The organism is Acidicapsa dinghuensis, assembly GCF_025685685.1.
GTDB classification, from domain to species: domain Bacteria; phylum Acidobacteriota; class Terriglobia; order Terriglobales; family Acidobacteriaceae; genus Acidicapsa; species Acidicapsa dinghuensis.
Genome location: NZ_JAGSYH010000003.1, coordinates 454,024 through 473,155, shown reverse-complemented (window position 1 = coordinate 473,155; position 19,132 = coordinate 454,024). Strand labels below are relative to the sequence as shown.

General features: G+C 56.9%; 11 protein-coding genes. 3 read left to right on the top strand and 8 right to left on the bottom strand.

Features of this window, described 5'->3' with window-relative positions:
• Window positions 1-384: 384 nt before the first annotated feature.
• Window positions 385-3,963, top strand: a complete 3,579-nt coding sequence (locus OHL22_RS10350) for a Plug and carboxypeptidase regulatory-like domain-containing protein (protein ID WP_263336536.1) — start codon at window positions 385-387, stop codon at window positions 3,961-3,963.
• Window positions 3,964-4,118: 155 nt separating this feature from the next.
• Here OHL22_RS10350 and OHL22_RS10345 read toward each other — a convergent pair whose 3' ends face one another.
• On the bottom strand, window positions 4,119-5,540 hold the full coding sequence (locus OHL22_RS10345; protein WP_263336534.1) for a pentapeptide repeat-containing protein: 1,422 nt from the start codon (window positions 5,538-5,540) through the stop codon (window positions 4,119-4,121).
• A 702-nt stretch (window positions 5,541-6,242) separates the two neighbouring features.
• Between OHL22_RS10345 and OHL22_RS10340 the strand changes: the two genes are divergently transcribed.
• Window positions 6,243-9,686 (top strand): vitamin B12-dependent ribonucleotide reductase, encoded by a 3,444-nt coding sequence (locus OHL22_RS10340; RefSeq protein ID WP_263336533.1) that lies wholly within the window; start codon window positions 6,243-6,245, stop codon window positions 9,684-9,686.
• A 444-nt stretch (window positions 9,687-10,130) separates the two neighbouring features.
• The gene (locus OHL22_RS10335; protein WP_263336532.1) at window positions 10,131-11,183 is read left to right on the top strand and encodes an exostosin domain-containing protein; all 1,053 of its coding nucleotides are present in this window, start codon (window positions 10,131-10,133) and stop codon (window positions 11,181-11,183) included.
• A 50-nt stretch (window positions 11,184-11,233) separates the two neighbouring features.
• Here the strand turns inward: OHL22_RS10335 and OHL22_RS10330 are convergent, their stop codons facing one another.
• The 7 genes from OHL22_RS10330 to OHL22_RS10300 all read right to left on the bottom strand — a co-directional run bounded on the left by OHL22_RS10330 (window position 11,234) and on the right by OHL22_RS10300 (window position 18,994).
• The gene (locus OHL22_RS10330; protein ID WP_263336531.1) at window positions 11,234-12,247 is read right to left on the bottom strand and encodes a zinc-binding alcohol dehydrogenase family protein; all 1,014 of its coding nucleotides are present in this window, start codon (window positions 12,245-12,247) and stop codon (window positions 11,234-11,236) included.
• An 18-nt stretch (window positions 12,248-12,265) separates the two neighbouring features.
• Complete coding sequence (locus OHL22_RS10325) at window positions 12,266-12,931, bottom strand: bifunctional 4-hydroxy-2-oxoglutarate aldolase/2-dehydro-3-deoxy-phosphogluconate aldolase (protein ID WP_263336530.1); 666 nt, start codon at window positions 12,929-12,931, stop codon at window positions 12,266-12,268.
• A 30-nt stretch (window positions 12,932-12,961) separates the two neighbouring features.
• Window positions 12,962-13,249 (bottom strand): Imm27 family immunity protein, encoded by a 288-nt coding sequence (locus tag OHL22_RS10320; protein ID WP_263336528.1) that lies wholly within the window; start codon window positions 13,247-13,249, stop codon window positions 12,962-12,964.
• Between the two features lie 26 nt (window positions 13,250-13,275).
• The gene (locus tag OHL22_RS10315; RefSeq protein WP_263336525.1) at window positions 13,276-14,391 is read right to left on the bottom strand and encodes a sugar kinase; all 1,116 of its coding nucleotides are present in this window, start codon (window positions 14,389-14,391) and stop codon (window positions 13,276-13,278) included.
• 24 nt (window positions 14,392-14,415) lie between these two features.
• Window positions 14,416-15,189: an SDR family oxidoreductase gene (locus OHL22_RS10310; protein ID WP_263336522.1), complete on the bottom strand. Its 774-nt coding sequence runs from the start codon at window positions 15,187-15,189 to the stop codon at window positions 14,416-14,418.
• Window positions 15,190-15,457: 268 nt separating this feature from the next.
• A complete protein-coding gene (locus tag OHL22_RS10305; RefSeq protein WP_263336520.1) occupies window positions 15,458-18,106 on the bottom strand; it encodes a TonB-dependent receptor in 2,649 nt (882 codons plus the stop codon).
• A gap of 432 nt (window positions 18,107-18,538) precedes the next feature.
• Window positions 18,539-18,994: an RNA-binding S4 domain-containing protein gene (locus OHL22_RS10300; protein WP_317890894.1), complete on the bottom strand. Its 456-nt coding sequence runs from the start codon at window positions 18,992-18,994 to the stop codon at window positions 18,539-18,541.
• Between the last annotated feature and the right edge of the window lie 138 nt (window positions 18,995-19,132).

Below are 19,132 nucleotides of genomic sequence, written 5' to 3'. Positions count from 1 at the left end.
TTAATCTAATTGAAGTTAATAAATTATCTGCGAAGTGCGATACAGCACAGATTGCTCCTGAGGGGGCAATGTAAAAAGTCCGACAATTTGCCGAATTTCATGCGGCTGTGATGCTAGCTGGAATCGGTACCAATGAAGAATTGATGAGGTGGGCGGGCCTGCCGCCGCACTTACCTGACCTCCGTATGACTGACAGCAATCTGGAGCAGTTCAAAGAGTCATAACACATCAGCTTTTCAATACACACTCAATTCAATCCCAATTCAAAGCGTAGCAATCAAGGCTTCGACGGAAGCGTTAGCAACTCGGCCGATCCCCTGGCTCACGATCTGCAAAACAGTGGGAAGGCCGAAGACAAAGGTTCTTTCTCTGAGGAGGCAATCTATGAATCTCTACGGGTCGAATAGGGCATTTCATTGGAAGACGCACGTAAAGATAGCGTGCATCTGCGCGATTCTGCTGATTGGTTTCTGTACAACAGGCGCTCTGGGGCAGAGTGACGTGGGCAGCATTGTGGGTTTTGTAAAAGACCAATCCGGCGCAGTTGTGCCGGGAGCGCATGTGACTGTGCAGAATGAGGGCACAGGCGAGGCGCGCACTGTAACGTCTGACGCTCAAGGACATTACACGGTTCCGGATTTGCCTCCGGCAGTCTACTCGGTAACAGCAGAGCTGAGCGGCTTCCAGAAGTTCTCGAGTGTTCATAATCGCCTTGCGTCGAACACGACAATTTCCATTGATGCACAACTAGCGGTTGGGCAGGAGACGCAGACGATTGAGGTCTCGGACACCGAAACGGTGTTGCAAACGCAGTCCGGGTCGGTGCAGGCCGAGGTCACAGGAGAGCAGGTCGACAAGCAGGAGTTGAACGGCCGCAACCCGCTCTACATGGCGCAGTTGTCACCGGGCGTCTTCAGCACGACGACGATGGGCGACTTCAACTTTGCCTTCAACAGCGGCGACAGCTTCGAGGTGAATGGCGCGCGGCAGAACGACACGCGCTACACGCTGGATGATGCTCCAGCGGCACGCACACGCGCCGACAGCCAGATCATCGCCGGCGCAAATACGGATGCGGTGCAGGAGATTCAGGTGCTGACGGCTGATTATTCGGCTGAGTATGGAAGTGCTTCGGGTGCACAGATTCGCGTCATCACCAAGAGCGGAACTAAGGATTTTCATGGAACGGCGTATGAGTATCTTCGCAACTCGGCGATGAACGCTAATACTTGGACCCGCAACTTGACTCCGAGCACGCAGTTTACCGCTCCATTTGTGTACAACAACTTCGGTTTTTCCGTGGGCGGCCCAGTGTGGGCCCCGAAGGTTCCAGTGCTGGACAAGCTGCGGGATAAGTTCTTCTTCTTTGTCAATGAGGATTGGATCCGTTACCGCTACGACACGCCACAAACCATGGCAGTGCCCACGGCGCTAATGCGGCAGGGTAATTTCAGTGAGTTGCTCAGTTCGGATTCAACTGTCAATCCGTGGTACAAACCCACGCAAATCTATTACCCAGGAACCTGCCCGAAGGTTGGTGCGGCAACCTGCGTGCCCATCCCGAACAACGATATTGCCGATAACGCGCCGCAGTTGCTGAGCGCCAACGGCCTCGGCATCCTGAACTCGTATCCTGCACCGACACCGGGATTTCTGCAAGGCACGTCGAACTACGACGGGTCGCTGCCCGATCCAATCAATCAGCGCAAGGGACAAATCAACGGAGACCTGCTGATTACGCCGGTGCACCACCTGGAGTTCCGCCGCTCGGATGACTCGTATTATCAGTTGAGCCCGTTCAACCAGAGCAATCCGCAGGTGCCTATCGTCTATGAAAGGCCCAACCAGACTGATGCTGTGGGCTGGGTTTGGACGGTAAGTCCGACGATGATCAACGAGGCGCGCGCGAGTGTCAGCATCGACGATGTCTATATCAGTGCTGCTCCTGGCGGAGCAGGATACGACCGCAGCTCATTTGGGATTAACTTTCCCTATATTCTTCCCGGTCTCAAGGCCCAAGAAAACAAGATTCCCACCGCCAACCTTAACGATAACTTCTCCAACATTGCAGGCGGCCCATATCCCTCGCACTCTTCGGGTCTGATCTTCGTGGCCTCGGACAGCGTGACGAAAGTGTGGGGTAATCACACCCTCAAAGGTGGCTTCTCGCTCACATACATGGGCGAAAACGACAACGATCAGATCAACGTGAGTACGGTTCCCGGAGGCGCGAGCAACCAGAACGGAACCTTTGGCTTTACCGATAACCACAACAACCTTGGCGCAACCTCAGGAGCGTCTATAGCCAATCTGGCTTTGGGATTGTCGGATAGTTATACGGAGATCGGACCCAAGGCGTTTACAGAGTGGCGCGGATGGACCTTCGAGTACTTTGCGCAGGACAGCTGGCAGGTTACTCCAAAACTGCATCTTGACTATGGTCTGCGCATCACGAATGTTTTTCCACCGTTTGCGCAATGGGCCAATGCGACATTCTTCGATCCGGCGTCTTACGATCCGGCAACAGCGCCGTATGTAAGCCCGACGACAGGGAACGTCACGCTGGGTACTGGCAATCCGTACGACGGCGTGGTGATTCCGGGCTTCAGCAGCTTCCCCGGCTCGGCAACCCAGAACAACCGCGTGCCGGCGGCTACCGCTTCCAACGACGAATGCGCCGGGCAACCATGTACCGGACTGTTCGCACCGAACCTGCCTAAGGGATATGTGAACACGACGGTGCAGGTGCAGCCGCGTGTGGGTATCGCATATCAGCTCTTCCCAAGGACTGTGATACGCGCGGGTGCGGGCCGCTTTATCAGCAACAAGGGGTTGCTGGACAACATCTTCCCAGGCGGAAACTCGCCCTTCCAGCCAACGGTGACGGTGACCAATGTGTCGGTGGACAACCCAGGCGCCTCACTGACGCCTACGGTCGAGCCGCCAATTACGCTGACCACACTCAACAACCATCTGGTGCCCCCCACGCGATGGAACTGGAATCTTACTGTGGAGCATGAGCTGAGGCCGTTGCAGTCCGTGTTTCAGGTGGCGTATGTGGGCGCTCGGGGACTGCATAACTGGGATGTGGTCGATATCAATCAGCCGGCAGTTGGGGCACAGCAGGCAAATCCTGGCGTACAACTGGCGGCGCTGCGTCCGTACAAAGGCTTTGCCTCGATTCAGCAGGAGCAGAGTGGTGTGAGCTCGACCTACGATGCGCTGCAGGCTTCATGGACGACCCGGTTCCGTTCGGGGTCGTCGATTGGTGCGGCGTACACCTACTCAAAGAGCATGGATTCGAGCTCGAACTACCGCGATATCGTGCCAGACTCTTACAACACAAGCAATTTGTGGGGGCCGTCGGAGTACGATGTGCGCCACGTGCTGATTGTCAACGGGCTCTACGCGCTACCCTTCTTCAAGAACGAGCACAACCTTGCGGGTGAAACCTTAGGCGGCTGGCAGTTGAGCGGCAACGTGCAAGCCCAAACCGGAACACCATGCGGCATCGGGACAAACACGGATTATGCCGGTGTAGGCGAGGTTGGAAGCTTCGGTTGCGGCAGCGAAGGCGAGTTCTATGTAAAGAACGGAAATCCAAAGGTACTGGGGCATTTTGCCGGTGCTGCCGCTACAGGCGCTGCGTGGTTTGCAACGACCAACAGCGATGGCAGCAAGATATTTACTGCTCCAACTGCGGGAACTTTCAACCTGCAGGGCGGCATTCGCGACGAGGTCTATCAGCCCGGATTGCAGAACTGGAACTTGGCGATGATCAAGGCCTTCCCGGTAACCGAAGGAACGGGATTTGAGTTCCGCGCTGAGGCATTTAACTTCATTAACCATCCAAACCTGGCCGGGCCGAACTTGAACCCGACCTCGTCGCAATTTGGCCTGGTTACAGGCAAGACGACAAGCAACCCGCGAACGCTCCAGGTGGGGTTGCGATTCCATTACTAGGTATCTCGATAAGTCTCATCTATCCATCCCGCGCGGCCGAGAGGCAGCGCGGGATTCTTTTTCTGCCCTAGCTATTTTTTGAAGCGTCAAGCCTTGTGAAGAGCCAGCAGACGATTCTGCTGAACCTTTGGATAGTGATTGCAGCCTGGATCGGGTTAATCGAACGGATGGCCGAAGTAGCTGAGGATGGAGAGCGCAAGCAGGCCGACGCCCAAGAGCGACTGCACACCGGAGACGGTGCGCATCCATCCGCGGGCGCGCAGGTCAAACTCGCGTGGCTGCAGCATGCGGATCCATTCACCACCGTTGAAGCCCTGGAAGCCGATGTTGAAGACGCTCATGAGGCTGAAGAGCATGGCGGTCCAGAGAGCGCGCAATTCTACCCGCATCCACTGGCTGCGGGTCTTCCAGAGATGGAGCATCCAGTCTCCGGGGCCGGGCATTGCATCAGGTTCCCGCAGCTTGGGCGTACGCCACGTGTGGCGAACACGGATGTGAAACACATGTTGCCGGGACAGACCGGTCCTGCGGCGCTTGCCGCTGACGACCAGAAATAGACCCCATTTGCACCGCTGAACATGAGTGCCCAGCCAGTAGATAGGGGTGCAAAGCAGCGCCATGATGGCGATGATGATAAGTGGGCGACCAGGATCGGCACCCCAGCCGCAGGTCCAGTCAAAGGCAGCTTCCCGCATCCACTGGAGTGTTTCACCGGCCCAGTATCCAGCGACATGAATCCAGTATTCGGCTCCGGTATAAAGCCGCAACGCGTTTTCAGGATCGGACTCCTCGGGGTGATGATGATGAGTGGTCTTGGCTGCTTCAGGGGTTTGCGGGGGAACATTGGGATCATGGCGTAGATAGGCTTCGGTCAACTGTCTTGCCGGCTGCTCGATTCCCGAGTCGCGCAGTGCGTTGCGCAGGTCGATGATGGGCTTTGGGTCATCGACATATTTCAATGCGGCAAGATTGCTCGCGGTACGGAAGATCTCTGGGTCGAGATCGCCTCTGGGCTGAAAGAGCGCTTGATCGAGATTGATGAACGATACGTCGGTGTCGCTGTCGAAGTAAGTTCCCATCAAGTCAGTCTGGCCTAGATAAGCGTGGGTCAAATTTGATTTCTGGAGCCGTGCGTTATCAAGATGAGCGCTCCAGAGATCGGCACCGGGCGAATCTTCGTCTCCGCCCGAGAGCTGTGCGCCGGAAAGGTCTGCGTCCTCAAGATCGGCTTCGGATAGATTCGCGCGTGTAAGGTCGGCGTTTTTTAGGATTGCGCCTTTGAGCTGCGCTTTGCTCAGGTCGGCGTGGTCGAGGGTTGCCTTGGATAGGTCTGCGTTGTTGAGCACGCTTCCAGAGAGGTTGGCACGGGTTAGATCGGCGCCTGCGAGAATGGCCCGGGTACCTTCCTTTCCATCGTTATCGACCCAGCGTCGATGCGCCCGAAGGATCTCGTCCAACTCGGCGCGGGAGTGCTCAACACCCTTGCTATCCTTCCATGTCCAGGATTCGGCGAATACGGGGGAGATGACCGCCAGCAGGCAGACGGTAGTGAGCCACATCTTCAAAGTGCCAGCCATTGTAGCTTCGACTTCCTCCACCGAGCAGAAAATTATGAGTTCTGGTGAAAGAGATGGGCGCTCCGTTTCGTGGGCGTGCGGGAAAGGGCGTTTTGAAGGCGCGCGGCGGCTTCAAGCCAGTTGTCCACAGCTTGCACATCCATGTACGCCGATTGCACAGTTTCTGCGCCTTGCAAGGTGTGGAGCGTGACGCCTAGTCTTGGAAACGGAGCGCTTGTGCGTGGTAAGAAAGTCCGTGCGGAGTTCCATTTTGGTCTGTCTGATTGGCCAGTATTTGCGTGCCTCAAGACGGCCGGAAATCGCGCAAAAATGAGGGGTTTTGTGTTTTGCACAGCGAAAACCAGTCATTAGCGAGGATGGTGCCCGGTAAGGTTATGAAAGTACCACATCTTGTGGTTCTCGCTTGACCTGCACCACTGACAGCGGTATTTTTGCAACTGCGGCTGTTACGAAATCGTGAAACAACTTGGGTTGTTTTAGGGTTTCGGCTCGATTTCCCGGAAATGGCAGGGTAGAACCCGGAAACCAGGGAAGACACTGGTTTTAGAAGGATTGCTTTTCTTTTTCGGCGTCGAGCAGCTGATGTTGTGAAGCCGTTCCGGATAGTTCGAGCCGGCGGCTGTTTCATCTAATGGTTAGGGTCCGGTATTGGTCCCTGCCGCGTTTTACGAACCTCAACCCCAAGGTTCTGAAGGAGATTTGATGCCCGACGCCTATTCCACGACATCCACCGCAAATTCCGTATCTGCTTCCGTTCCCAATGTGCCGGCGAGTGGTTTTCCCCGCGGCGGCCTGAACTTTGCGCGCCGTTTTTCCCGTGCTGGTATCTCGCCCTACGACGAGGTTCAATGGGAGCGCCGTACGGCGTCGATTACCGATGCGAGCGGAAAGTCGATTTTTGAGCAGAAGGATGTGGAAGTGCCGGTCGACTGGTCGATGACGGCGACCAACATCGTGGCTTCGAAGTACCTGCACGGCCAGATGAACACGCCGGAGCGGGAAACGGGCGTACGTGAACTTGTGGGCCGCGTGGCAGAGACGATCCGCGACTGGGGTTTGACCGGGGGGTATTTTGCGAGCGCTCAGGATGCGGCGATCTTCCACGATGAATTGGTAGCGATGTTGGTGTCGCAGAAAGTGGCGTTTAACTCGCCGGTGTGGTTCAACGTGGGCTGCGACCGGCTCGAGCCAAATTCGGATGCGCAGAACTGGCATTGGGATCCACATACGTGTGCGGTGCGTTTTTCGGTAACGGGCTATCGGAATCCGCAGTGCTCGGCTTGCTTCATCAATGCCGTGGATGACTCGCTGGACTCGATTCTGACGCTGGCGAAGACCGAAGGCATGCTCTTCAAATGGGGATCGGGGACGGGAACTAATCTCTCGTCGATTCGCGGATCGATGGAATTGCTGTCAGGCGGCGGTACGGCTTCAGGGCCGCTGAGCTTTATGCGCGGGTTCGATGCATTCGCCGGTGTGATCAAGTCGGGCGGAAAAACGCGGCGGGCGGCGAAGATGGTGATTCTGAATGTCGACCATCCGGACATCATCGACTTCATCGAGTGCAAGGCGAAGGAAGAGGCAAAGGCCTTTTCACTGATTCGCGCAGGCTATGACGGCTCCGGTCCGGACTCCGAGGCGTACTCCTCAATCTTTTTCCAGAATGCCAATAACTCGGTGCGTGTGAACGATGAGTTTATGCGGGCATATGAGCGTGATGGCGAATTCAGCACGCTGACGGTCAAGGATCAGCAGGTGGTGAAGACTTACAAGGCCCGCGAGATTATGACGAAGATTGCCGAGGCGACCTGGCGGTGCGGTGATCCGGGCATGCAGTTTGACTCGACGATTAACCGCTGGCACACAAGCAAGAATACGGCGCGTATCAATGCGTCGAATCCGTGCTCGGAGTACATGTTCCTGGATAACTCGGCGTGCAACCTGGCTAGCTTTAACCTGTTGAAGTTCATGACGCCGTCGGGAACGTTTGATATTGCCGCTTACCGTCACGCGGTTTCGGTTGTGATCACGGCGATGGAGATTCTCGTCGATAACTCTGGTTATCCGACAGAGAACATAGCGCGTAACTCGCACGACTATCGTCCGCTTGGATTGGGTTATGCGAATCTGGGCGCGCTGCTGATGGCGACGGGGTTGCCGTATGACTCGGATGCGGGGCGCGACTATGCTGCATGTCTGACGGCGATTATGTGCGGTCAGGCGTATCTGCAGTCCTCAATCATAGCTGCGACGTGCCCGCCACTCGGTTCCGCAACGACGCTAACGGCACAGGTGGATCGTCAAGGGGGCGCATGCCCTGGGTTCTATGTGAATCGTGAGCCATTCCTGGATGTGATCCGGATGCATCGCGCTGAAGTGAACAAGATCGGCAAGTCGAAAACGAGCGGCGAGCCATTTACGGTGCCGCAGCTTGATCCGCTGATTGAGGCGAGCCGCGAGTGCTGGGATATGGCGCTGATCTACGGCGAGCGCTACGGCTATCGCAATTCGCAGACGACGGTGCTGGCTCCGACGGGAACGATCGGTTTCATGATGGATTGCGACACGACGGGCATTGAGCCAGATCTGGCGCTGGTGAAGTACAAGAAGCTCGTCGGCGGCGGCATGATCAAGATCGTGAACCAGACGGTGCCTTCAGCGTTGTTCAAGCTGGGGTACACAGACGAAGAAGTGAATGCGATCGTGAGCTACATTGACGCGACGGGCACGATCGAGGGCGCACCGGGCATCAAGCCGGAGCATCTGAGCGTCTTCGACTGCTCATTCAAGCCGTCAAAGGGAACGCGCTCGATTCACTACATGGGCCATATCAAGATGATGTCGGCTACGCAGCCATTCCTTTCCGGCGCGATCTCGAAGACGGTGAATCTACCGCACGAGGCGACAGTGGAAGATATTGCCGAGGCGTATGCGGAGAGCTGGCGTCAGGGCCTGAAGGCTGTGGCGATCTATCGCGATGGTTCGAAGGGCGTGCAGCCGCTGAACACGAGCACTGACACGAAGAAGAGTGAGCCCTCGGCGTTGGATGCCGCGGGTGATCGCGTGTTGGCTGCGATGGCGACGGGTGCGAATGCTCCTGATGCGGATGTGAAGACGCTGGAAACGAAGGTTGCAGACAAGCTTGAAGTGACAGCGAAGCAAGTAGCTGCGGCTGCTGCTGCCTTCCAGAAGCAGATGGAAGTGATTGCGGCACTGGAACTGAAGGCATCAGCTGCACAAGCTCGGACTGCGGCAGCTCAGGCAAGTGCTACTGCGGCGACGCAGCAGGTTCGGGTTGCGTCGGCTGTACCTGTTGTGCCGATTGAGGCGAATCAGGATCTGAATGCTCCGCCGAAGGCTGTGCGGCATAGGCTGCAGGAAGAGCGAGCTTCGGTGACGCATAAATTCTCGATTGCCGGACACGAGGGCTACATCACAGTGGGCATGTATCCCACGGGGCAGCCGGGCGAGATCTTCATCAAGATGGCGAAGGAAGGCTCGACGGTTTCAGGCCTGATGGATGCCTTTGCGACTTCGATTTCGCTGGCGCTGCAACATGGCGTTCCACTCAAGGTGCTGTGCGAGAAGTTTGCGCACACGCGCTTTGAGCCTTCGGGATGGACAGGCAATGAGCAGATTGGCTACGCGAAGAGCCTGATGGATTACATCTTCCGCTGGCTACAATTGCGCTTCCTCTCTGGTACGCAGTTGTCGCTGTTTGCCGGGCTGGCTCCGCAGCCGGCCCAGATTGCGCCACCTCCGCCCACGCTTTTGCCAGAACCGGAGCCGGAAGCCGAGCCTGCACCGGGCGAGGGTGTTCCAGGCGTTTCGGGTGAGGCATTGACCAGGCTGGTCGAGGACATTGCACGTCGGCTGAATCAGGTGAATGCTGGGGCGGTAGGTTCGGTGCCTCAGGTGCGAATGGCTTCGACTCCTGCGATGGACCCGATGCAGGCAGCGTCCTCAACAGCAGCTGTCAAACTGCCGGGGATGGCAGACCGCGGCGTATATCACGCAGCCGACGCCATGCGGGAGATGTATGACATGGGTGATGCGCCTAGTTGCCAGACTTGCGGCGCTATCATGGTGCGCAACGGATCTTGCTATCGCTGCATGAGCTGCGGGTCAACGAGCGGTTGCAGTTAACAACGGAGGCAAAAGAGTCAGTTTGCACTGCTACCGCAAGGGCAACATTTATGGCGGAGCGAAGTGTTGGAGCGGCAAGCGGATTCTCGCTTGTCGCTTTCTTATTGCGTGTTTGGAGACGGCTGATTGGCTTGGACCAGACGTTAGAGCAGCTCTCTTTCCGATGTACATCGAAACCGCAGAATTCCTCGCGGTTTTTCCTCAAGAAAAACCGCACTTCGCAATTTTTCGGGAGCGCACAGTAGAAGGAGAACTGCTCTAGAGGGCGGGACGAAGAACCGAATGTATTTTGATATTCTAATCGCGAGTCGGGCCGAAACCTGGTTTGAAGGTGCGCTCCTGCAGGGAAGTTTCGTAAATAAGATCTATTCATGGCGCAAGAGAACTCAAAGGGCTTGACTTCGAATAGAAGACGATGAATCGATCTGTTATTCAGGGGATTGAATGAAATTTACCGCTATCTGGCAAGGTACGGCGTTTGGAGAGTACGCATGGCTGATGCGTCTTTTCGAGCCTTATATCGAAAAGCAGTGCTTTGACGGAGAGTATAAGATCGTTCTGGATAATGCAATACTCTTCGATAAGTTTGTTCACATTCGAGATAAGTCATATTACACGCAATTTAATGGAAAGAATGTTTTCCTGGTTCACCTCAATGACGAGACTTATGAGGGTGGTGATTATTCTCAGTATCGAAACTTTCGTGGAGTATTCCGCAACTACTGGTCAGATGGTTTTAATACAGATGGTGTGATGACTCTTCCATTGGGGCATCCGAAGTCTGATCCATGGCAGGCGCCGGAGTTGGCTGCTTCCAAACGTCCCTATTTATGGAGCTTTCTGGGGCAGGCGGAAAAATCGAGCAGGCCTGAGGTGCTACATGCTTTGCGCTCAGTGGAACCTAATTTTATCCACACAACGGATACTCGGCCTGATGGAACGCGTCCTGCTTTGTTAACGCGGCAAAAATGCGACCAGGTTCTGCACGAATCGGTTTTTGCTCCTTGTCCAATGGGCAACGTCAATCTAGATTCGTTTCGCGTTTATGAGGCGTTGGAAGCTGGAACGATTCCAATTGTTGAGCGTCGGCTCACGCTCGATTACTTCAGGTCCATGCTAGGTAAGCATCCGCTGCCAACGGTTTCTTCATGGAACGGCGCAAGAAAGTTGATTCTGACGCTTAGGAATAATCCTGCAAAGATGAATGCGTTGCAGAACGAATGTCGCGATTGGTGGCAGGATTATCTTGTGAGGCTGGGTGGTGAGATCGGGCAATTTCTCGAGCGCCGGTCGTCGGAGAGCCGTCAAGTTGAACCTTTGCGTCACGGTTTTGTAGCATCCGCAGGTTGGAAGTATCTTGAACTGATGCGTCATCACAGCGCGAGCGGTATTGGGCGCCGGATTAAACGCCAATTCCTCCGGATTGTAAAAGAGAAGAGGTGGCGCCACACCTATCTGGCTCCAAAGACGCCGCCAGTCGCACGGCGAGATAGCTGACCACAACGAGAGACCCAAGGCCACGTGCCCTAGCAGGGTATACAAGATGACTAACTGACTCGAACGATAATTTTGGAATAAGCGACCGGGTTGGTACTCCAGGCTTGCAGGGTCTCGGGTGTTTCGTTGAGGGAGATTGTGTGGCTTATGGCGGAGTCGACAGGGAAGCGCCCGGCTTCGAGCATGGCAATGACCTCGCGGAAGTCTGCAGACTGGGCGTTGCGTGAGCCGAGGATGTCGAGTTCTTTCTGGACAAAGAGACGGGTTTCATAGGCGACCTGCTCTTTTGCGTAGCCAATATAGACAACGCGACCCGTGAAGGCGACCTCTTCGACAGCGGCGCGGAAAGTGGCAGGCAGGCCGATGGCTTCGATTGCGACATCGGGGCCGCGGCCATTAGTGATTTCGAGCAATTTGTCGTGCACTGGCTCGGTGGCTGCGTTGATGGTATCCGTGGCTCCGGCCTTCCGGGCAAGCGCGAGCTTGGCGTCGTCCATGTCGATGGCGATGGTCTTTGCGCCGCGGAAACCGGAGGCGGCGATGGCTCCGAGACCCACGCCACCGCAACCCCAAATGGCGACTGCATCATCTGCAGCGACACGGCCACGAGCAACAGCATGGAAGCCGACGGAGAGCGGCTCAACCAGGCATAGCTCTTCAAGGCCAAGGCTGGCGGTGTAAAGCTTGGCTGCGTCGATCGCGAAGTACTCGGCGAGCGCGCCGTCGCACATGACACCGAGAGTCTGGTTGATCTGGCAGGCGTTGGCGCGTCCACGCAGGCAGGCCGGGCATCTGCCGCAGGGGATGTAGGGAGAGACGGTAACATTGGTTCCGGTGGTTAGGTGCGGGTGGCCGGAGCTGGCCTCGACAACTGTTGCGCAGATCTCGTGGCCGATGACGCGCGGATAGCTGACCATGGGATTCTTGCCGCGGAAAGAATTGAGGTCGGTACCGCATAGGCCTACGCGGCGGATCTTGAGCAAGACTTCGCCGGGCTTTGGTGTTGGATCGGCAACGCTCTGCACGGCGGCCTGGCCGGGTTTTTCGATTACAACAGCTTTCATCGTGACGGGTCCAAGGAGTTATTTTTGGTGACTCGTTTTTGCGTGGTGCGCGGCTACTATTTCAAGATACTTCTTCGCGTTCTCGGTAATGACTTCGGGTTTACCGGCGCGGACGGCTTTGTTGTCGACCAGATCGCCGCCGACGCCGAGGGCGATTGCTCCGGCTTCGAGGAACTCACCTGCGGTTGAGAGCGAAACGCCACCGGTGGGGATGAGTTCGATCTGCGGCAGCGGGGCTTTGAGAGCCTTGAGGTATTTGGCTCCGCCGACTGCAGAGCAAGGGAAGACCTTGACGGCGTCAGCGCCTGCTTCCCAGGCGGTGAGGACTTCGGTAGGCGTGAGGCCGCCGGGAAAGACAGCAACATCATAGCGACGGCAGAGCTCAATGGTGCGCAGGTTGAGTGCGGGGCTGACGATGAAATGCGCTCCGGCGAGCATGCAGGCACGTGCGGTTTCGGGGTCAAGCACGGTGCCTGCGCCGACGAGGATGCGGTCGCCGGCTTCGGAGGCGAGGCGCTTGATGGCGTCGACCGCGCCGGGGACCGTCATAGTAACTTCGAGGACGGTGACGCCGCCGGCTTCGAGGGCGTAGGCGATCTGGAGAGCTTCTTCTTCGCTGTCGGCGCGGAGGACCGGGACTAGGCCGACCTGGCGGATTTTCTTTAGGACTTCGGATTTGTGCATGATCTTTGCCTTATGACTGTACGGATTCTGCTACCTATCAGGTAGTTCGTATTTGTGAGCTGCATCTTTGAGTTCGATGACTTGCAACATCGGAGGACCACCGCCATGCATTTCGCTGTGCGGAAAAGTCTGCTCCCAATAGCGGCCGTCGTTTACATCGACATAGAGTACTTCCCATCCACTCTTGCCTCTGGCGACAAAAACTAACTCCGATTGAACTAGGGACTCTATGCGTTTACACGCGGTGTCGCTGACGATCTTTCCTTCCTGCAAGATCCAGGTTCCGACAATTGAGGCTTCATCAGGTTGGATATTCATACGAAATCACTCGCAATGCTGAGAGCTTATCGCTGGACGCGGGCTCCGCCGCCTTTCATCACGCGCTCGACTTCGGGCAGCGTAACCATGGTGGTGTCGCCGGGGGTGGTCATGGCCAGCGCGCCGTGAGCACAGCCGCAATCGACGGCGTACTGCGGGCCTTTTTCGGCTAGAAAACCGTAGATGAGGCCGGAAGCGAAGCTGTCGCCGCCGCCCACGCGATCGAGAATTTCGAGGCCAGGCATGGGGCGCGCTTCGTAGAATTCGCCGCCCGCGTAGCAGATGGCTCCCCAGTCGTTGACGGTGGCCGTGCGTGCGGTGCGCAGGGTGGTAGCGACGACTTTGAAGTTGGGGTATTTGGCGACGACCTTCTCGATCATGCGGCGGAAGTTGCCGGTGTCGAGATCGCCGGTGTGGGCTTCGAGATTGTCGAGGCCTTCGACTTCGAAGCCGAGTGAGGCGGTGAAGTCTTCTTCGTTGCCGAGCATAACGTCGACGAGCGGGGCGAGCTCGCTGTTGACTTCGAGAGCACGGGCCTTACCGCCGATGGCCTTCCAGAGCGAATCGCGATAGTTCAGATCATAAGAGACGATGACGCCGTCGCGATGCGCGGCTTCGAGGGCTTCCTTGGCAACGAGCGGGGTGGTCGCGGAGAGCGCGGCAAAGATGCCGCCGGTGTGGAACCAGCGCGTGCCCTCTTTCACGAAGATTTCGTCCCAGTCGATTTCACCGGGCTTGAGCTGGCTGATAGCGGTGTTGCCGCGGTCACTGCAGCCAAGGGCCGCACGCACGCCGAATCCGCGTTCGGTGAAGTTGAGCCCATTGCGGACGGTGCGGCCGACGCCGTCATACTTGACCCACTTCATGTGGGACTGATCGACGCCACCCTGGTAGATGAGGTCTTCGACGAGGCACCCGACGGGGTTGTCTGCGAGTGCGGAGACGACGGCGGTGCGCAGGTTAAAACAGCGCTTGAGGCCGCGGGCTACGTTGTATTCGCCGCCACCCTCCCAGACATCGAAGCGGCGCGTGGTGTGGACGCGGCCGATGCCGGGATCGAGGCGCAGCATGATTTCGCCGAGGGAGACTTCATCCCACTTGCACGTATCTTTGGGTTTGAGATTCAGAATGGGGGCGGACAAGTTCGTTCTCCTCGGATGGTCTGGTTACTGATTCACTCCGCTGGCGAGGAAACCACCATCGACGGCGATGATCTCGCCTGCTACGAAGCTGGAGGCATCGGATGCGAGGTAGACAGCTGCGCCGATCAACTCATCGGTGTGACCCCAACGGGCCATCGGCGTGCGCAGCTTGAGTTCCTTGCCGCGCTCGGTGTTATCGAGCAGATTGGCGTTGAGGGCGGTACGGAACATGCCGGGAGCAATGGCGTTGACGTTGACGCCGTGCTTGGACCACTCAACCGCCAGAGTCTTGGTCAGCGAACCGACAGCGGCTTTGCTTGCAGCGTAGGCTGCGACCTCGTTGAAGCCGAGGAATGTGGTCAGCGAGGCGATATTGATGATGCGTCCCTGGCCGCGCTGGATCATGTGCTCGCCGAAGACCTGGCAGCCGCGCAGGGTGCCGGTGAGGTTGGTTTCGATGATGTTATTCCACTCATCTTCCGGAACCGTGAGCGTAGGCGTGCGCTTGGTCGTGCCGGCGCAGTTGACGAGGATGTCGACTTTGCCAAAGAACTCAATCACGGCTTCGCGCAGGGAGACGAGCGAGCTTCGATTTTTGACGTCGCTGGTGAGGCGTAGCGTTTTGCGGCCAAGCGCTTCGATCTCGGCGGCGGTTTTGTCTACTTCTTCCAGACGGCGCGAGGAAGCGATAACATCGGCTCCCGCCTGCGCGAGGCCGAGCGACAGAGAGTGACCGATGCCGGTGGTGCCGCCTACAACTACGGCGGTCTTTCCGGAGAGATCAAATAATTTGCTCACAAGCTACTCCGACGGAGGTAAACTTCGACCCAACAAGAATACCCGCAACAGCATACCGCCCGTACCGAAAACGAGGACAGGTCGAGATTGTCACGCGTACTCTTGGGGCGGATAAATCTCTGCGGAGAGAACTCAGAACCAGTGAGCTAACGGAACAGGCGCCAAGAAAAACATTTGCCGGCACCTTTCAGGATTGCTTCCGATCTGCCGGTAAACCGGCCAAAGCCGCGCTGGCTCAAAAGCTGGCGCGGCTTTGGGCTCATGGATGCTACTCGTGGCGATTGGGAAATACGCCGAGTTTGAGACTGACCGTGAAGCTGCGGCCAGCAGTCAGGTTGATCTGATCGAGCGGAGAAGTGGGCGTCGTGGCGTAATACGCGGAGTTATTTGTCGGTACCGGACTGTTATAGGGAAATGCGTCGGTGATGTCCTCGCTGTTGAAGAGGTTGTTGACGCTGAACTTGATCTTGGACTCGTCGAACATCCAGTTTTTGCGAATCGTGTAGTTCAGGAAGACGTTCACGTTGTTATAGGGAGCAACGTTGACCTGGTTGTGATAGGAGCCGTTGTCGTCGTAGTAGCTGCCTACGCGCTTTTCCAGGACGCCCAGATCCATACCGTGTCCTTGATAAGTCACGGCCAGACCCTGCGTGTAGGAGGGCGTATCGGCAACATTCAGCCCTGAAGGCACGCCCGAACCGGCATATTGAGCTTTGTCGACTGTGCCATTGGCGTAGAGGTTAATGCCATAGCCAAGCGAAGCGTTGGCCTCGGCCTCAAAGCCCAGGGTGGTCGAGTCGGGGCCCAGGTAATATTCGTTCAGGTCATAGGCCGGGTTGTTGGGATTGGTGACGGCTAAGGAGACATAGTTGTTTTGGAACTTGACGCGGAAGACGTCGGCATCGAAGGTAAAGCGGTTGTACTTGGCCACCGTGCCGCCCTGATAGGTAGTGGTCATCATGGGGCTGCCCACCGTGCCCACTTCCGGACCGCCGCCGGCCACATCCCACAAACTGCTGGGCGGAATCTCATCACCCTTTCCGAAGTCGCCGTAGACGGACCAGTTATTTGTCAGGCGGTAGTTGGCCGAAGCCGAAGGCAGGCTCGCGCCGAAGCCTCTCTCGGTGCTTACGGAGGTCGCACCGTTGGGCAATGCCCCTACCACCTTGCCGTCGTCGGCGAACTGCTGAAGGGCGAAGGTATAGTAAGCGTACTTGAAACCTGCCGTGACGGTTAGCTTAGGGGTGGCGTGCCATTCATACTCGGCAAAAGGGTTGTAGTTATTGATCCAGTAGTACTCGTGGAAGTTGGGCACCGGCTGGTCATAGCCGGTGAGGGGATCAGAGGGAATCTGATAGCGATTGCTTTTGGACCACTCGTACCATACGCCTGCGCGGAAGATACCGTACTTCGAGCTCTGGCTGACGGTGGAGGTTTCGCCATACTTGCGATAGCTGTTCAGCTTGTCGACGGCGCAGGGGAGCTTCGAGTAGGTTACGCCGGGTGGGGGCGTCGCGCCAGGGTACGGAGCGACGGTAAGGGTTCCACCGTCTGCCACCGTGGAACACGAGGCCGGTGTTATCCAGCCGCTCGAACCGTCGGGGCCGGTGGCCAGGCCGGTCGTATCGCCGGAGGGGTCGTTTGGATAGTACTGTGCGTTGTTGTAGCTGTAGGTATACGGCTTAACCTCAAGGAACCAGCCGTGGCTCAGCGTGGAATGCACGCCAACATACTCAAAATCGGTGGGGATCAGGTTGCGATTGTAGGCTTGGTAGAACGCGCTGGTGGGATCGTTGGTCTCCATCATGTAATTCCAGCCGTAAGCCCCGATCTGAGCGCGGTAGGGCGAGACGTTGGGTGCATTGCTGAAGAGGTGAATAACGCCGCTGTAGCCGGTGATAGTGGTGTTGTCGGAGAGCTTGTACAAGACCTTGATGTCGCCGGCGGTGCGCTCGATATAGTTGAAGGATTCAAAGCCGTCCGAAGTCAAGCGATGGACATCGAGAGTCAGACCGATGTTTTTCTTTGGACCGAGCATCCCGGGGCTGTACTTGCCGTCGACGAGCAGCGTGTTGAAGGAGCCGTAAGTGGCCTCACCCTGAACCGACTGCTCTGTGGGAACGTCGGGAGAAAACAGGTTGATGGAACCGCCATAGGTAGCAGGTCCGATGGTCGAGGCAGTGCCGGGACTCCGGTCGAACTGAACACTGCCAATCCAAGGGCCGGGGAACCAGACCCAGGAGTGATGGGTGAAGTTATTCGTGTCGCCCTCGGGAATGCCGTCCCACGTGACGTTGAAATCGCCATCGATGAACCCGCGGAAATAAATCGTTCCCTGCCCCAGGCCCACGCCGTTGGAGTTGTAGCTGATGGTTCCAGGAGCGATATTGACAATTTCTGAGTAGTCGGTGGTGCCGGGCGTGAACTCCTGAATAAACTTGCTGCCGATCTCGGACATGGGGACTTCGGCGTCCAGAGAGTTTTGCGAGAGTGCCTGCTGGGCGGCAACGGAGTCGCCCGCGATGGCGCTCACTCTGACATCTTGCGAGACGCTGCCGACGTTGAGCGTGACGGTGATTCCTGCAGGTTGCGCAGAGGCAAGCAGGTCCTTTTCGACAGTCATGCCGAATCCCGGTGCGGCAGCGGTTAGCGTGTAGCGGCCTTCGGTCAGGCCCGAGATGGTAAAGTGCCCGGAAGAATCTGTCTCGGCCTTAGCGGTCTTGCCCGTATCTTGACTGTTCACGCTAACGGTAGCGTGTGGGATCACCGCTCCGCGGGTATCGACCACGGTCCCTGCAATCGATGCTGCGTCAGCAGGTTGCTGAGCCGCCAGCGAAAAACCAAATGTTAACCAGCAGAAAATCAAGACACACAAGGCCTCGAGCGCACGAAAACGCGCGCGCAAAGAATGCTGCATATTGCACTACCTCCGATAGGATTTTTCAAAAATATGTAATCGATCTCTTGCTAAAGCGGGGACTTGCATGTGGTTCACAAGCGATCAGCCCGGATCGAGCGATAAAGAAAGGGCACGTGACGCCACAAGGCTTCGGGCAGAGACTGTGATTACCATGCATTAATTTTGTTTACAGCGGATGAATGCGAGATGACGAATACGTTATGCGAACCGCTGAATGTACTTGAGGGATGGGGCGGCGCGTTCTAAAAGAGCAGATCGTCCGCATCTGGCTAGACCAAGTGTCGACGACGTGCCAGGAAGCTGCATTATGGCGTTCGTGGATCTATGAGATCCCCGGCGATTTCGCATCAATCGAGGATCCCGACTGTATTCAAGGCTTTTCTATATGGATATGTCTCTTCCGGTTGATTTCCCGGAGAGCATGAGCAACTACACGCGGCCGCGGAAGCGGTTGATCTCACGGCGGTCGCGCTTGGAGGGGCGGCCGGCTGGCTGCGCACCCTCAATCTGGCGTAGTGCGCGCTGGGCGGCGACGAGCTCTTCACGGCGCTGGCGGCTCGCGTCGGTTTCGCGGTAGAGAGCTTGAGCGGCGGCTGCGGGGCCGCGCACTTCGCTAAGGACGAGAACCTCGACCTCGAATTCGCCGCCTTCGGTTTTGATATGCAGTAGATCACCAACGCGGACATCGCGAGCAGGTTTGGCCTCAATAGCGCCCGAGCGGATACGGCCCAGCTCGCAGGCGCGCGATGCCAGTGCACGGGTCTTGAAGAAGCGCGCGGCCCAGAGCCACTTATCCATGCGGACGGTTTGCATAACCTCTATTTTCGCCGAGTTTCCAAGGATGGAGTCAGCGAGGATGATCTGCTGAGTCCAGCGCGGCAGCAATTTTTGTTTTTCTTATGACGCGATAGGGCCGGACAGGCCTACTCTGGACGAGCAAGTTAATGCTATTGATTGCTTGCTCTGGATTTATGAGCCGAGATTTGTGAGCAGAAAAGTAACGACTTTCCGCAAATCTCAATG

Excerpts from the sequence above, each read along its gene's own strand:
- OHL22_RS10350 (WP_263336536.1), top strand. The coding sequence starts at position 385 with ATGAATCTCTACGGGTCGAATAGGGCATTTCATTGGAAGACGCACGTA.
- OHL22_RS10345 (WP_263336534.1), bottom strand. The coding sequence starts at position 5,540 with ATGGCTGGCACTTTGAAGATGTGGCTCACTACCGTCTGCCTGCTGGCG.
- OHL22_RS10340 (WP_263336533.1), top strand. The coding sequence starts at position 6,243 with ATGCCCGACGCCTATTCCACGACATCCACCGCAAATTCCGTATCTGCT.
- OHL22_RS10335 (WP_263336532.1), top strand. The coding sequence starts at position 10,131 with ATGAAATTTACCGCTATCTGGCAAGGTACGGCGTTTGGAGAGTACGCA.
- OHL22_RS10330 (WP_263336531.1), bottom strand. The coding sequence starts at position 12,247 with ATGAAAGCTGTTGTAATCGAAAAACCCGGCCAGGCCGCCGTGCAGAGC.
- OHL22_RS10325 (WP_263336530.1), bottom strand. The coding sequence starts at position 12,931 with ATGCACAAATCCGAAGTCCTAAAGAAAATCCGCCAGGTCGGCCTAGTC.
- OHL22_RS10320 (WP_263336528.1), bottom strand. The coding sequence starts at position 13,249 with ATGAATATCCAACCTGATGAAGCCTCAATTGTCGGAACCTGGATCTTG.
- OHL22_RS10305 (WP_263336520.1), bottom strand. The coding sequence starts at position 18,106 with ATGCAGCATTCTTTGCGCGCGCGTTTTCGTGCGCTCGAGGCCTTGTGT.